Consider the following 13,704-nt stretch of genomic DNA (forward strand, 5'->3'; position numbering starts at 1 on the left):
CTTATTTTTTATCACCCTTACCGAGACTTAACTTAATGGTTTGGGCCAACTTTCCATTAATACCAATCTTTTGCAAATCGGCCACCGAAGCCTGACTAATCTTATTTAAACTAGAAAAATTTCGCAGTAATTTATTGCGGGTCTTGGGTCCTACCCCGGTAATTTTATCCAGGCGTGAGGCTAATGAATTCTTAGAGCGTACCTGCCGGTGAAAGGAAATCGCAAAACGGTGAACTTCGTCTTGAATTCTTTGCAGTAAGTAAAAACCTTCACTCTTAGGATCAAGGTTCACCTTTTGATCGTCACCAGTCATCAAATCTGCGGTCTTGTGACGGTCATTTTTGACCATTCCCGCCACCGGAATATCAATTCCCAACTGATTTTCTAAGACATCTTTGGCCGCTTCTATTTGAATTTGTGCTCCATCCATTAAAATTAGGTCTGGTAAAGATGCATTTTCATTTAATAACCGTCGATAACGACGATAAATTACCTCGCGCGTACTTTGTGCTTCATCGGCATGTTCAACTGTCGTCAGTTTATATTTGCGGTATTCACTTTTTTCTGGGCGTCCGTCAATAAAACAAACCATAGCAGACACGACGTCCGTCCCCTGTAAATGCGAGTGGTCAAAGGCTTCAATTCGGTGACCACTTGGTAAGTTCAAGGCGGTCATGATTTCGTCCATGGCTCCACTGGTCTTTCTTTCATCCAATTCCAAAAGCCGGAACTTTTCTTCTAACACCAAGCGGGCATTTTTTTGCGCCAATTCCAAGAGGCTTTTTTTACTTCCTCTTTGAGGCGTGCGAATTGGCACCTGCAAAATTTCCTCCAAAACATCTTGATCTAAGTCCTTAGGCACCAGCACTTCTTTAGGTAAAATTCGATTCTTTTGATTATAGAACTGCAAAATAAAAGAGGCCATTTCAGCTTGCGGTGTATCAATACAAGGAAAGAGACGCTTTTCTCGTTTCATCAAACGTGCTTGCCGAATGGAAAAAATTTGAATCGACAGCCACCCCTTATCCATATAGTAAGCAAAGATATCGCGGGGCGTATTATCGTTAGAAATAATTTTTTGTTTTTCCACCGTCATTTCCACATAACGAATTTGATCACGCAATTCTCCCGCCCGTTCAAATTCTAAATTTGTAGCTGCGACCTCCATCTTGGTAGTCAAATCCTTTTTAATTTGTCCAACATTACCATTCAAGAAAGACTTTATTTTTTTAACTTGTTTCGCATAAATCTCCGCTGGTACTTCTTGAAAACACGCCCCTAAACATTGTCCCATATGGTAATAAAGACAAGGGCGTTTTTGATAACCACTACACCGACGTAGAGGATAAATCTTTTGCAGGAGTTGCATGGTTTCAGTTGCGGCATAAACATTAGGGTAAGGTCCAAAGTAGCTACCACCATCTTTTTTTACCTGACTGACAATCTTGATTTGCGGATCTTTTTCTTTGGTAATCTTAATATAAGGATAACCGGTTCCCTGTTTCAACTTGATATTATAATAAGGCTTATGCTTTTGAATGAGCGTAATTTCTAATAAAAAAGCTTCCTTGTCCGTTGAAGTAATAATGGTTTCAAAGTCCCGAATCTCACTAACTAACTTGGCCGTCTTACCTTCATGCGCACTTTTAAAATAAGAGCGGACCCGATTTTTAAGATTCTTAGCCTTACCTACATAGATAATACGACTGTTAATATCCTTCATCAAATAACAACCCGGCAGGTCAGGCAAAAGTTTTAATTTATTTTCAATATGTTGGCTTGCCATGCGCTCATATCCCTTTCCATATTTTTATCGATTATAACGCAAACTGCCCCTAAATTCACCTAATTCGCCCACAAAAAAAGCCCGCTAAACTAGCGAACTTTTCTCTCTTAGTTATTCTTTAAACTCAGATTGCTAAGTAAGTCTTCATAGGCGTGTTCATACTTAGGAATGTCACCGGCACCCATGAAGATAACTACATCATCATGGTAATCCAATAATGGTGACATATTGTCTAAAGCGATAATTTCTCCCCCTTTAGAGATTTTTGCCCCTAAGTCCTTGGCAGAAACAGCCCCGTCTTTTTCCCGGATGGAGGAGAAGATTTCTGTTAAGTAAACCTTGTCCGCCAAGTTTAAACTTTCCGCAAATTCGTCCATCAAGGCAATCGTCCGACTAAAAGTGTGAGGTTGGAAGACCGCAATAATGGTCTTATCAGGGTATTGTTGCCGAGCAGCATCAATCGTTGCACGAATTTCAGCTGGGTGGTGCGCATAATCATCAATAATCACCATGTCAGCGACCCGTTTTTCTGCAAAACGGCGCTTAACTCCTTTGAAGGTCAATAATTCATGCTTAATTTCAGCTTGGTCAATTTCTTCGAAGTAAGCCACCGCAATTACTGCCAAACTATTCAAAACATTGTGTTGACCAAACATCGGAATTTCGTAGTTACCTAAAAATTCATCATGACGGTAAACATCAAAAGTTGACCCTTTCGTAGTCCGCTTAATATTAACAGCGCGGAATTCATCATTTTCTTCCGTCCCGTAGAAGTGCACTGGAATATCAACCTTTAAGTCCCGCAAGTACTTATCTTCACCCCAGGCAAAAAGCCCCTTCTTGGTCTTGTTAGCCAAGTCTGTAAAGGCCGCACAGACATCATCAATATCTTTGAAGTAGTCCGGGTGGTCAAAATCGATATTTGTCATAATTGCATAATCAGGCGTGTAATCTGCGAAGTGACGACGGTATTCGTCGGCTTCAAAAGCAAAGAAACGCGCATCGGGAATTCCCTTCCCAGAACCATCACCAATTAAGTAACTAGTTGGCGCCACGCCACTTAAAACGTGAGCTAATAAGCCCGTGGTGCTGGTCTTACCATGAGCACCGGCCACCGCAATACTAGTGGTTTCTTGAACCAACATTTCTACAGTCTGAGGGTAAGTTAAAATATCCAAACCCAATTCCTTAGCCTTTTGGATTTCAGGATGATCATCACCAAAAGCATTCCCCTTGACAATCGTCATCCCAGTGGTAATATTTTCGCCGGCAAAAGGTTTTATTTCAATTCCTGCTTGTTCTAGACCCCGTTGAGTAAAAGTGTATTTTTCAATATCAGAGCCTGCTACCTGACAGCCTTTATCCTTCAAAATTAAGGCTAAAGCACTCATTCCAGTTCCTTTAATTCCTACGAAAAAGTAGGTTGTTTGCATATCCATAATCGCATTCCTCTTTTCCTTGTTACTATCATATTTTAGCACGTTGCTTATTAGCTTCATACTGTTTATTGTTGACGTAACTTATTTAATCCCTCTTGAGTCAAAAAGACACTGCGTGGTTTTGACCCGCGAGATTTCGAAATATATTGTTTAGCTTCTAATTGTTCAATGATTGTTGCTGCGCGGTTATAACCGATACCAAAGACCCTTTGTAATTTAGAAGTTGAAATCGTTTCTTCATTCACCAGGTAATCAAGCACCCGCGGGAAAATTTCATCTTGGCTCTCCGCTTCTTCCACATGCTTCTTCAACTTTTCAGGATCAAAAGCATAATGAGGTTGTCCTTGTTGACGAACAAAAGCGGTAATCATCTCAACTTCTTCATCAATGTAAGCTCCCTGTAAACGTAAAGGTTGACTGCTACCATTCCCAAGATACAGCATATCCCCCCGACCTAAGAGTCGTTCGGCGCCAGCTTGATCTAAGATAGTCCGCGAGTCAATTTGACTGGAAACCATGAAAGCAATCCGAGTCGGAATATTATTTTTAATCGTTCCGGTAACGACATCCACACTTGGTCTTTGAGTGGCCACCAATAAATGGATTCCGGCCGCCCGGGCTTTGGCAGTAATTCGCGCAATATAGTCTTGCACTTCCGAGGAAGCCGCCATCATCAAATCGGCCAACTCATCAATTACCACTACGATATAAGGAAGCTTCAAACCGTAATCGCCTTGATTAGCCATCTTTTTGTTGAAAGCTTCCAAATTCCGCGCCCCGTAAGAAGCTAGCTGTTGATAACGGCGTTCCATTTCTTCGACCACCCATTTTAAGGTTGCCGCCGCTGCTTGCATATCAGAAATCACCGGCGCTAATAAATGGGGGATATCTTGATAAGGCGCCATTTCAACCGCTTTAGGGTCAATGATAATCAGTTTAACTTCATTTGGCTTGGCCTTGTATAAAAGGGAAACCAAGATTGAATTTAAGAAGACCGACTTCCCAGAACCAGTCGCCCCGGCAATCAAACCATGAGGCATCTTTTGTAAATTAGTCACTCGAGCTTGCCCAAATAAGTCCACCCCCAAAGCAACCGTTAATGGCGAATCAGCCTTTCGAAAGGCTTCAGATTCCAAAATTTCCGCTAACATAACTGGTCGACCATAGCGATTAGGTACTTCAATTCCCACGGTACTCTTACCTGGAATTGGGGCTTCAATACGTACATCCTTTGCTGCTAAGTTTAACTGTAAATCATCAGCCAAATTGGTGATTTTGTTAACTTTAACGCCCCGACCCAAGGCTAGTTCAAACTGCACTACCGAAGGACCAATCGTTTGATTAACGACATGGGCATCAACCTTAAAGTCGTTTAACGTTTGGTCTAAAATCATCACTTGTTCTTGAATCCAGGCATCAAGCGCCACGTCATTGGCCCGCACTGGCGCAGGTAATAAATCTAAACTTGGGAATTGGTAACCCGCCTCATCCATGGCTACTGCCACTTGTGAAGCTACTGGCGCGGTATTCATCGCCATCGTTTGACCATCAATAGTTGCTTGTTCCTGACTATCTTTAAAGACTACTTCTTGCTGGTTTTCTGCTTCATTTACCGGTATTTCAGCTTCATTCTGATTTTCATCACTGACTATCTTGGGCGTTGAAGCCACTTCACTACTTGCCAAAGAAGCCGATGACTCAACGTAAACCGAGACCACTGCCATACTTTGACTAACTTCACTGACACTTTCCACCTTGGGACGACTTAATTCGGAGGTTACTTGGGAATCCAGTGCCACTTCCCGCGTTTTTTCACGATGGTAAACCATCGCTTGAGAGCTCATTTTCACTACCGGTTCTGTACTTTGACTTACACTTGTTAAAGCTGCTACCTCACTAAGGCTTTCGCTTTCAGTAGCTAAAGATGTTTGCAGGCTGGTTTCAACTTGCGCTTCGAAGGTCACCATTGGTAAGGTCAAATCAAGCACATTAGCGTCTTGGCCTTCTTCATCGAATAACCAGTAGGAATCTTTCGGCTTTGCTAATAAACTGATTAAATGCGCATAATGCTTCCGCAAATTGCGTACTTGATTCTTAATCTGTGACGGTGGCACATAAGTTGGACGAAAACCACGAGAATTTTGATAAACATTCACTGTTTTTTTCGGTAAAGCTTGCGCTGGACGCAAAGCTTTTTGGGGTCTAAGTTTTCTTGCTTGTCTCATACTGCCAGTCTTTTCTTTATTTTCACCCCGAAAAAAGGCTGGACCGTCGTACTTTTCCATGAATTTATTTTCCTTTTAAAAATTTTTGTCTAAATAAAAAAGACTAGTAAGTCCATACTAGTCTAATTCTATCATAATTCTATTGCGCTGGCGTAAATAAATTCGCAGCTTTCGCAAAATCAAAGGCCCGGCCAGCAGGATATTCTGTAGCATCAAGCTCTAAGATGCCACGTACTTGAGGAGCATTGGGCAGGTGTAATTCACGCGCGGAACAAACCATCCCAAAGGATTCTACTCCACGTAACTTCCCAGGCCAGATAATAGCCCCTGTAGGCATCATCGCACCGACTTTAGCGACAACCACATTTTGACCGACCGCAATGTTAGGAGCCCCACACACAATTTGGAGTTCTTTTTGACCATCAACTTCAATCTTAGTGATGTGAAGGTGGTCAGAATCTGGGTGTTCCGCCATTTCCTTAACATAACCCACCACAAACTTAGGTTCTTCGTCTACGACTAATTCAGCTTCAAAACCGACAGCTACTAAAGCCTCGTTTAACTTCGCAACTTGTGCCGCTGTCAAAAAAACTTGGCCTTGACCTTCTAAATCAGGCAAAACATTCTTAGCCTCCAAGAAATTAAAACCTAACGTAGCTTGGTCTTTCACAGCGTAAATCCGGACTACTTGTCCCTTTTGTTCGTATGCTTGTTCTCCTTGATCTTGGTTCACAACCAACATCAATACATCGCCGGCTTGGGCGGGGTTATAACTAGAAATTAACATTTCCCAAAAATCTCCTTATTATGCGATATTGTTTAAAAAGTCCACGACTTCTTCTTTAGTTTTACGGTCTTTATTGACAAAACGACCTGCTTCCTTACCGTTCTTGTAAACGATAAAGGATGGAATCCCCATAACCATCAATTCTTGGCATAAGTCAATATTTTCATCTCGGTCAACAGTGATGAATTCATATTGGCTAAATTCTTCCATAATTGATGGCATGGCTGGTTTGATAAAACGGCAGTCTGGGCACCAGTCTGCGGTGAAAAATAACACGTAGTTTCCTTGAGCTAACTTAGCTTCCATTTCTGCTTTGTTCATTACGGCTAATGTTTCCATATTCAAGTTCCTCACTTTTCTTGTTTCGCTACCTGTATTATAGCCTATCTATCCAAGAAAATAAAATAGTTTGCTTACTTTTTAAAAGTGTGCTTCTAACTTGTAAATCGGTTGCCCTTTGGAAGAAAATTTTTCTTCATATTCGGTCATAACATTATCGATCACTGCATCCGTGGCGTGCAAGTCCAACCAAACTTGGTCAAAGACCATGCCGTAGTTATTCATACTTGCTAGGGAGTATTCAAACAAGCCCCGGTTATCGGTCTTGAATTCCAAATGACCGTCAGCGACCATCACATCTTGGTATTGCTTCAAGAAGGATTTGTAAGTTAAACGGCGCTTTTCATGGCGCGTCTTGGGCCAAGGATCAGAGAAGTTAAGATAAACACCTGCCACCTCGTCTTTTTCAAAGTATTCGGTCAAACCAGCCCCATTGGCACACACTAATTGTAAGTTAGGCAATGTGGCTTCAATTTGCTTCTTTAAAGCAATTCCTGTCGCCACCGTTTGCATTTCTAAGCCAATAAAGTTACGGTCCGGATACTTTTTAGCCATTTCTACGATAAAACGACCTTTCCCCATCCCAACTTCAATGTAAAGTGGTTGGTCTTTTTCAAAGCGACTTTGCCATTTACCCTTCAACTTTTCTGGTTCAGTTACCACCCATTGTGGATTTGCTTCAATTAAAGGCTTCGCCCAAGGTTTATTTTTTAAACGCACAGATATCCTCCTTTTTCTTTTACCGGGAAAACTCCCTGCTTATCTACATCTTTAGAATAATTAAACACTACTGATATTAGCATGTATCGCCAGTAATTGTAAAGCTTGAGCTTACTAAAAACAGTCCACCACTACTGATGGACTGTTCGTGCCTGTTTATAATAGGCTTTGCTCATTTAAAACTTGCGAAAGTTTAATTATGTCTTGGTTCATTTCATGGAAACGACCACGTTCGTAGGCGTCCTTGACATTTAACAAGAGTCGCATCAGCACATACCAATGAACTCTCGCCTCAAGGTCTGGTGGTAATTCTTCACCGCCTAAGGCATAGTAGCTGGTCAGCCACTCCTGCCAATTTTCACGCGGGACATAGTGATACATTAACATGCTAAGATCCAAAGCTGGATCAGCAATTAGCGCAGATTCCCAATCAACCAAGTAAAGTTGATTATGATCTGATAAAAGCCAGTTTTTATGATTTAAATCGCCATGACATACTTCGTAATTTGAGCGCGCAAAGTTTGGCTGCTTCGAACGCAAGCGATTGGCCACATCTTTCAGTAAAGGATGTGAGCGCAATTGCGGGTTTAAACCGCGGAAATACTGGTTCAATAATTCGAAGGGCGTCACCGTTTTACCCCCAATTTGCCCTAAAATCTTCTTTAGGACTGGTAGATGGTGAATCCGGTGCAAAAGTTCGGCCACACTTTTTTGTGTCATTTCTGATTTGTGTAAGCTACGACCGTTTTTCCATTCTTGAGCTGTTATGGTATCCCCACTCACCAGGCGCTTCGCCCACACGAGTCTAGGCGTAATTTCCTCAATCGCCAAGGCTGCTAAAAATGGTGAGGTGTTTTGCTTCAAGAATAACTTCTCTTCTTTATTGGTGCCCATAAAGGCCGTACCAGTATCGCCTGCAATCGGTTCGACTTGCCAATCTTTTCCTAGTGTAAATACCATAATTGGCCCTCTCTTACATGCGATAAGTACATCTAAGTTTACAAAGGAAATATCTTACTGTCAAGATATTCCCACCTAACTGAGAAAGTTTTAATCACCTACTTTGCGAGCTATTAGATGTTTTAATAATCCTTGATTTAACAAGATTAATACTACTAAAACGCCCCCACCAAAGGCCCAGCTTTGACTACCGAGACCGACTCCTAAGGCCATGATAAACGCACTAAGCGCCATGACTTTTTGTAGTAATTTGGTCAAATCTTTTTTCTTAACTGTGGTGTCCAAAGGATAAAGATGAGTGAAGACAATCTCATCGTAACGTTTACTAAGGGGTAAAAGTTGCAAAGCCAACATGTAATAGAAAAGCACCGCAATTAACCCTGCCAACCAACCATTGTCGATAAAAAGGGTAATCACAAAAGTTAGCATCGTCAGACGTAACCACAAGTTAGCGTATTCTTCCTTACGGGCAAAACCACGGACAAATAAATAGGCATAGGGACTTTGGCCTCTCAGGAAAATGTCCAAATACTTACGTCGTTTGACACTGGACTTAACCATTGGCACATCCGTGAAAAGATTGTACAGACGGTAAAGCCCCATCTGTCTTTGCGCTTCAATTGCGACGGCATAATTCCAAGCGAATAAGTGCTTGGTCATTTGCTGCTTACTCAAAGCCAAAACTAAGATTAAACCAAAAAGTAAAAGTATCCCCAAAGGAATAAAAGTTACAAAACTGATTAAAATCGCTAAAGCCAAAATTCGTAAGCCCCACCGGTAAGTTACAGTTTGAAACTTAGGATAATAGTGTGCTTGAAGCGCGAAATTATGGTACAAAATTTTCAGCGTGGCCGTCACAAATAAAAAGACCAAGCTTTGACCATAAGAAAAACCTACCGCAGTCACGATAAACGGCAAGGCGCATATCCAGACCAAAAATTGCCCTGCCAAAGCCAATGGCAAGGAGCTTTTAGCTGCCAAGTTTAGATAGGTTGCCATTTGGTAATCTAGAGGGCTCAAGAAAACCACGTCCGCCTTTTCTAATAAGCTAGCAAACTTAACTAAAAATAAACCTGACCACAGGACTAAAGCCAAGGTCAACTTAAAAATCCAGTGGCCGGAAGCCAAGGGTAATACCTTTAAAAAATCCGCATAAGCATAAGCTAAACCACCGAATAAGAAAAATAAGGCTAAGACAAAATTATCGTTAAAAACATAACGTAAGTACTTGAGCTGTTGTTTTTGATAACGTTCTTTGCGCGTCTTCCAGATTTCTTCCATGAACTAATCCTCCGTCGCCAAAGCTAGATAAATTTCCGTAAGACTTTGCCCCTTAGCTCGGTATTTAGTCTGTAAATCTGCGAGACTGCCGGCAGCTTTGACTTGCCCTTTACTCAACAGCACAAAGGAATCACAATAATTTTGCGCCGTGTCTAAGACGTGGGTAGACATCAAAATCGCAGCCCCCCGCTTTTTTTCCACTTCAATCAGATTTAATAAATCTCGAATAGCTAATGGATCAAGACCTAAGAAGGGCTCATCAATGATGTACAAGTCAGCTTCTAGCATAAAAGCACATACTAGCATCACCTTTTGTTTCATCCCTTTAGAAAAATTAGCCGGAAACCAATCTAACTTATTTTCCAAACGAAAAAGCTTTAGGAGTTTTTTCGCCTTGGCCCAGGTGGCTACTTGATCCAAATGATAGGCATTCATCGTTAACTCCAGGTGTTCTTTTAGAGTTAGTTCTTCGTATAAAACCGGACTTTCTGGCACATAGGCTAAACTTTGCTTATAGGCTTGACTATCTTCTTTGAGCGTCTTGCCATTTAATAAAATTTCCCCTTGATGTGGGGTTAGCAAACCAATAATGTGATTTAAGGTCGTTGATTTCCCGGCCCCATTTAAACCAATCAGCCCCACTAATTGACCTTTTGGCACCTCGAGTGAGACATCTTTTAAAACGGGAATCTGAGAATAGCCGCCCACTAAATTCTTAATCGTTAACGTCATTTGGGTCCCCTCTTTTTTCTTGTTTTTGCTTCTAGTATAACACACCCCCATAAGGATTTAATGTTATACTAAATACATAAACTGATGAAAGAAGGTTTTTTCCTATGGAAGAAAATTGCGTTTTTTGTAAGATTATTGCCGGTGACATTCCTAGTTACACCGTTTACGAAGATGAGGTCGTGAAGGCCTTTTTAGATATCTCCCAAGTCACTGAAGGACACGTTTTGGTAATTCCTAAAAAGCACGTCGCTAGCCTTTTTGAATACGATGCCAACTTAGCTGGAGAGGTCTTCAGTCGCATTCCTAAAATTGCGCGGGCCATCCAAAAGTCGAACCCTAATATCGTTGGCTTAAACTTGATGAACAACAATGGAGAAGTCGCCTACCAATCTGTTTTCCACTCCCATTTCCACCTTTTACCACGTTACGGTAGCCAAGACGGATTCAAGGCTATCTTTGCCGATAACACTGGTAAACAATCTACCGAAGAGTTAAGCACTTTAGCCCAAAAGATTAGCCAAGAAGTTGGTGAATAAAATGAAAAAACGCACGAAATTTTCATTAATCGCGGGACTGGGGTTAGTTACTTGGCTTTACTATGAAAGAGATGGGTTACGCCAGTTAGGACGAATTGCTAAGCAGCAACAAGCAGAAATCTTAACTGCTGTTGAAAACTTAGGCGATAAGGTTCAAGCTGTCAACCAAGTTCTGCAAGAACTTGGAACCACCCTTCCTGAAAGTCTTGATGTGTTAGCAAAGCTTATTACTGATTTGGAGGAATATCAAACAACGATTACTCCTACTTTGGAGCATTTAAGCCAACGTGATAAAAAGTGAAGATTTTTTGAAAAAATCCGGATTTTTCGTGCTTAGCTTATCCTTTAGGAAAAAAGTGTGATATAGTATAAATAAAATTTAGGAAAGAGATGTGTCAATTTAACATGAAAAAATGGTTAGTGGCCTTGGCCGGAATCTTAATGACCTTCAGTTTAGCAGCTTGTTCCAAAACCGTTGCGACAACTGCAGGTGGTAAAATCACGGAAAGCGAGTACTACTCAAGCTTGAAACAAACTTCATCAGGGAAACAAGTTTTACAAGAAATGATTCTTAACAAATTGTTAGAACACGATTATGGTAAAAAAGTTTCCAGCAAGCAAGTTACCAAGGAGTACAATGCTTACAAGAATCAATATGGTTCTTCATTCGAATTATACTTGACTCAATCCGGTTTAACCAAGGCTCAATTTAAAGAACAAATTCGTTCCAGCCTCTTAATGCAAGAAGCAGTTAAGGCTAACACCAAGATTACTAACAAGATGATTGACAAGCAATGGAAAAAATATCAACCAACCATCACGGTTGCTCATATCTTGGTCGATAAGAAATCAACTGCTGAAGACTTAATCAAGCAATTACAAGCTGACCCATCCTTGAAGAACTTCAAGAAGTTAGCTAAGAAAAACTCAACCGACACTTCTTCTGCTAGTGACGGCGGGGTCTTACCTTCCTTCAACAACACAGATACCGACTTAGCATCTAAGTTTAAGAAGGCTGCCTTTGCTTTGAAACAAGGGGAATACACTACCACTCCTGTGAAGACTAGCTACGGTTACCACATTATCTACAGTGTGAAAAATCCTGGTAAAGGGCAAAAGAAAGACCACATTTCTGAACTTAAGAGCCAAATCATCTCTGAAAAGATGAACGACTCTACTTACCTCCAAAAAGTCTTAACCAAAGTTTTAAAGAAGGGGAAAGTTAATATTAAAGATAGTGACTTAAAAGACGTCCTAGCTAACTACCTTTCAACTTCGACTTCTAGCTCAAGCTCTAAATAAAACTAAAAAGGTTCGCAACCATTTTCGGTCGCGAACCTTTTTGGATTTAAAGTAAATCCTGATTTGCAACGAAGATTTGCACTTGGTCAACCCGGTTGGCCTGACCACAACATGGGCACGTTAAATTTAAAGCTACGAGGTTATGCCCTCCGACATGGGGGCGCCCCTGAATGAAAAGGTCGCCCCCCATTTTTTCAAAATCATAACGATAGTCAAAACTTCCGACTGCGACCACCGCGCGACAAGCCTGGCAACTTAACAACCAGGCCAAATAAATCTGATAACTTTGATCGTACTCTGTTACCACACAAAAGGCTGCCAAAAATTGCAAAAGGCTGTGATAATGACCACTTTGCTCCCAAGCAATTATATCTTCTTTAACCAAATCATCATGAAGCGCCACAATTTGTTTAAAGGTTAAAGTCTCCAACTGATAACGCTGCTTTTGCGAATTTTCAATCAAAGTGTAGTTGGTAATATATCCACGATAAGCCTGGGGTAAAAAAGCATCTTCACAGACTAATTGCTTGCCACTGGTGTCATTAATTTGACAGCCACAAAACAGGCACTCGTAATCTAGGGCACTAGCCTTATCATTGCCGACAAAAAAGCCCTCCTCATCCGCCAAGGTCATCCAACCTCCGGCTAAAACTCGGTTACAGTCCGGACACTTACCTAGAAAGAAACTCTGACACTTTCCTTTTTGACAGGCTTCATACAAGGCGACAGTCAGTTCTTGGGCCTGAGTTGGGGTTTGAATTTCTAATTGTTGAACTAAATTAGACCAAGTCAAAATCCGCGAAGATCTTTTTAACAGCCACTTTAATTTTATTTTCCGAATTAAGTCCATTAGTGCGCCTCCCCTTATTTCAATTCTGCGCATCAATTATAGCATTATTTCTTGCTTTAGAGTCCACTCTAAGCAGTATACTAAAAGAAAAATCTAAAAAAGGAGTTTAACCATGAACATCAAAAAAGCTTCCGCCCTCCTAGACTTAACCCCCGATACCATTCGCTACTATGAGCGCATTGGCCTAGTACCACCTTTGAAACGGGATAAAAACGGCGTTCGAACTTTTGAAGAAACTGATCTTAATTGGCTCGAATTTGTGAAATGCATGCGCCAAGCTGGCCTTTCCATTGAAGCCCTACACGACTATATTCAACTAACCGTCACCGACGATCCGGCCACTATCCCCGAACGTAAGTGAATGAACTCGGTACTGAAGTACCGAGCTTCTAGCACTGGCAGTCAGATACTGCCATGATACTAAAAGACGTTTAGGCAATGCACAACTATCACGAGGATAGTTGCAGTAGTCCTTGCGGACTCTCCGTTGGTGTATCGCACTCGTTTTGCACGCTCAGAGTGATACGCACACACCAACTCTTATAGCCATTTGGGGACGGCAAGACTCTGTCCCGCCCCGACCAAGGTTTATGCCTTGGTCTTTTTTTAGTTCACTTCAATTAACTTCGTAGCCGAAATTGCTTTCTGTATTTTGCCAGCTCTTTTTCGTGCTAGGCTTTCTTTGTACTTTACGTGATGAGTAGGATTAATTGCCCAATCTAAGATGTTTTTGCTTGCATTAAAATC

At 41.3% G+C, this 13,704-nt stretch carries 14 protein-coding genes; 4 read left to right on the plus strand and 10 right to left on the minus strand.

Annotation, left to right across the window (positions count from 1 at the left end):
- Position 1: 1 nt before the first annotated feature.
- From uvrC to FC36_RS10010, 9 genes are all read right to left on the minus strand, one after another.
- Positions 2 to 1,786, minus strand: a complete 1,785-nt coding sequence (uvrC, locus tag FC36_RS09970) for an excinuclease ABC subunit UvrC (protein WP_025020322.1) — start codon at positions 1,784 to 1,786, stop codon at positions 2 to 4.
- Positions 1,787 to 1,893: 107 nt separating this feature from the next.
- Entirely contained in the window at positions 1,894 to 3,225 is a 1,332-nt protein-coding gene (gene murC / locus FC36_RS09975; protein ID WP_035190987.1) for a UDP-N-acetylmuramate--L-alanine ligase, read from the minus strand.
- Positions 3,226 to 3,290: 65 nt separating this feature from the next.
- Complete coding sequence (locus tag FC36_RS09980; protein ID WP_056986887.1) at positions 3,291 to 5,510, minus strand: DNA translocase FtsK; 2,220 nt, start codon at positions 5,508 to 5,510, stop codon at positions 3,291 to 3,293.
- A gap of 79 nt (positions 5,511 to 5,589) precedes the next feature.
- Complete coding sequence (gene ytpR / locus FC36_RS09985) at positions 5,590 to 6,237, minus strand: YtpR family tRNA-binding protein (protein WP_025020323.1); 648 nt, start codon at positions 6,235 to 6,237, stop codon at positions 5,590 to 5,592.
- Between the two features lie 18 nt (positions 6,238 to 6,255).
- Positions 6,256 to 6,591, minus strand: coding sequence for a thioredoxin family protein (locus tag FC36_RS09990; RefSeq protein ID WP_413927783.1), 336 nt, complete (start codon positions 6,589 to 6,591; stop codon positions 6,256 to 6,258).
- 66 nt (positions 6,592 to 6,657) lie between these two features.
- A complete protein-coding gene (gene trmB / locus FC36_RS09995; RefSeq protein ID WP_025020325.1) occupies positions 6,658 to 7,296 on the minus strand; it encodes a tRNA (guanosine(46)-N7)-methyltransferase TrmB in 639 nt (212 codons plus the stop codon).
- A gap of 156 nt (positions 7,297 to 7,452) precedes the next feature.
- Positions 7,453 to 8,256, minus strand: a complete 804-nt coding sequence (locus FC36_RS10000; RefSeq protein WP_023859904.1) for a phosphotransferase family protein — start codon at positions 8,254 to 8,256, stop codon at positions 7,453 to 7,455.
- A 90-nt stretch (positions 8,257 to 8,346) separates the two neighbouring features.
- Entirely contained in the window at positions 8,347 to 9,537 is a 1,191-nt protein-coding gene (locus FC36_RS10005) for an ABC transporter permease (RefSeq protein ID WP_025020326.1), read from the minus strand.
- Between the two features lie 3 nt (positions 9,538 to 9,540).
- Positions 9,541 to 10,269 carry an ABC transporter ATP-binding protein gene (locus FC36_RS10010; protein ID WP_056986890.1) on the minus strand — a complete coding sequence of 243 codons (729 nt, stop codon included), beginning with the start codon at positions 10,267 to 10,269 and terminating at the stop codon, positions 9,541 to 9,543.
- A 104-nt stretch (positions 10,270 to 10,373) separates the two neighbouring features.
- On the opposite strand from FC36_RS10010, the gene FC36_RS10015 reads away from it, so the two are divergent.
- The 3 genes from FC36_RS10015 (at position 10,374) to FC36_RS10025 (ending at position 12,107) form a co-directional block, all read left to right on the plus strand.
- Positions 10,374 to 10,805: an HIT family protein gene (locus FC36_RS10015; protein ID WP_056986891.1), complete on the plus strand. Its 432-nt coding sequence runs from the start codon at positions 10,374 to 10,376 to the stop codon at positions 10,803 to 10,805.
- Position 10,806: 1 nt separating this feature from the next.
- Entirely contained in the window at positions 10,807 to 11,106 is a 300-nt protein-coding gene (locus FC36_RS10020; protein ID WP_023859900.1) for a hypothetical protein, read from the plus strand.
- Positions 11,107 to 11,210: 104 nt separating this feature from the next.
- Complete coding sequence (locus FC36_RS10025; RefSeq protein WP_025020327.1) at positions 11,211 to 12,107, plus strand: peptidylprolyl isomerase; 897 nt, start codon at positions 11,211 to 11,213, stop codon at positions 12,105 to 12,107.
- A gap of 46 nt (positions 12,108 to 12,153) precedes the next feature.
- Here the strand turns inward: FC36_RS10025 and FC36_RS10030 are convergent, their stop codons facing one another.
- Positions 12,154 to 12,957 (minus strand): hypothetical protein, encoded by an 804-nt coding sequence (locus FC36_RS10030; RefSeq protein ID WP_025020328.1) that lies wholly within the window; start codon positions 12,955 to 12,957, stop codon positions 12,154 to 12,156.
- A 112-nt stretch (positions 12,958 to 13,069) separates the two neighbouring features.
- Between FC36_RS10030 and FC36_RS10035 the strand changes: the two genes are divergently transcribed.
- Positions 13,070 to 13,318 carry a MerR family transcriptional regulator gene (locus FC36_RS10035; protein ID WP_056986893.1) on the plus strand — a complete coding sequence of 83 codons (249 nt, stop codon included), beginning with the start codon at positions 13,070 to 13,072 and terminating at the stop codon, positions 13,316 to 13,318.
- The last annotated feature ends 386 nt before the right edge of the window (positions 13,319 to 13,704 follow it).

The organism is Ligilactobacillus equi DSM 15833 = JCM 10991 (assembly GCF_001435735.1).
Lineage (GTDB): Bacteria > Bacillota > Bacilli > Lactobacillales > Lactobacillaceae > Ligilactobacillus > Ligilactobacillus equi.

Coding starts and splice junctions, on each gene's coding strand:
- uvrC (WP_025020322.1), bottom strand. CDS start 1,786: ATGGCAAGCCAACATATTGAAAATAAATTAAAACTTTTGCCTGACCTG.
- murC (WP_035190987.1), bottom strand. CDS start 3,225: ATGGATATGCAAACAACCTACTTTTTCGTAGGAATTAAAGGAACTGGA.
- FC36_RS09980 (WP_056986887.1), bottom strand. CDS start 5,510: ATGGAAAAGTACGACGGTCCAGCCTTTTTTCGGGGTGAAAATAAAGAA.
- ytpR (WP_025020323.1), bottom strand. CDS start 6,237: ATGTTAATTTCTAGTTATAACCCCGCCCAAGCCGGCGATGTATTGATG.
- FC36_RS10000 (WP_023859904.1), bottom strand. CDS start 8,256: ATGGTATTTACACTAGGAAAAGATTGGCAAGTCGAACCGATTGCAGGC.
- FC36_RS10005 (WP_025020326.1), bottom strand. CDS start 9,537: ATGGAAGAAATCTGGAAGACGCGCAAAGAACGTTATCAAAAACAACAG.
- FC36_RS10010 (WP_056986890.1), bottom strand. CDS start 10,269: ATGACGTTAACGATTAAGAATTTAGTGGGCGGCTATTCTCAGATTCCC.
- FC36_RS10015 (WP_056986891.1), top strand. CDS start 10,374: ATGGAAGAAAATTGCGTTTTTTGTAAGATTATTGCCGGTGACATTCCT.
- FC36_RS10020 (WP_023859900.1), top strand. CDS start 10,807: ATGAAAAAACGCACGAAATTTTCATTAATCGCGGGACTGGGGTTAGTT.
- FC36_RS10025 (WP_025020327.1), top strand. CDS start 11,211: ATGAAAAAATGGTTAGTGGCCTTGGCCGGAATCTTAATGACCTTCAGT.
- FC36_RS10030 (WP_025020328.1), bottom strand. CDS start 12,957: ATGGACTTAATTCGGAAAATAAAATTAAAGTGGCTGTTAAAAAGATCT.
- FC36_RS10035 (WP_056986893.1), top strand. CDS start 13,070: ATGAACATCAAAAAAGCTTCCGCCCTCCTAGACTTAACCCCCGATACC.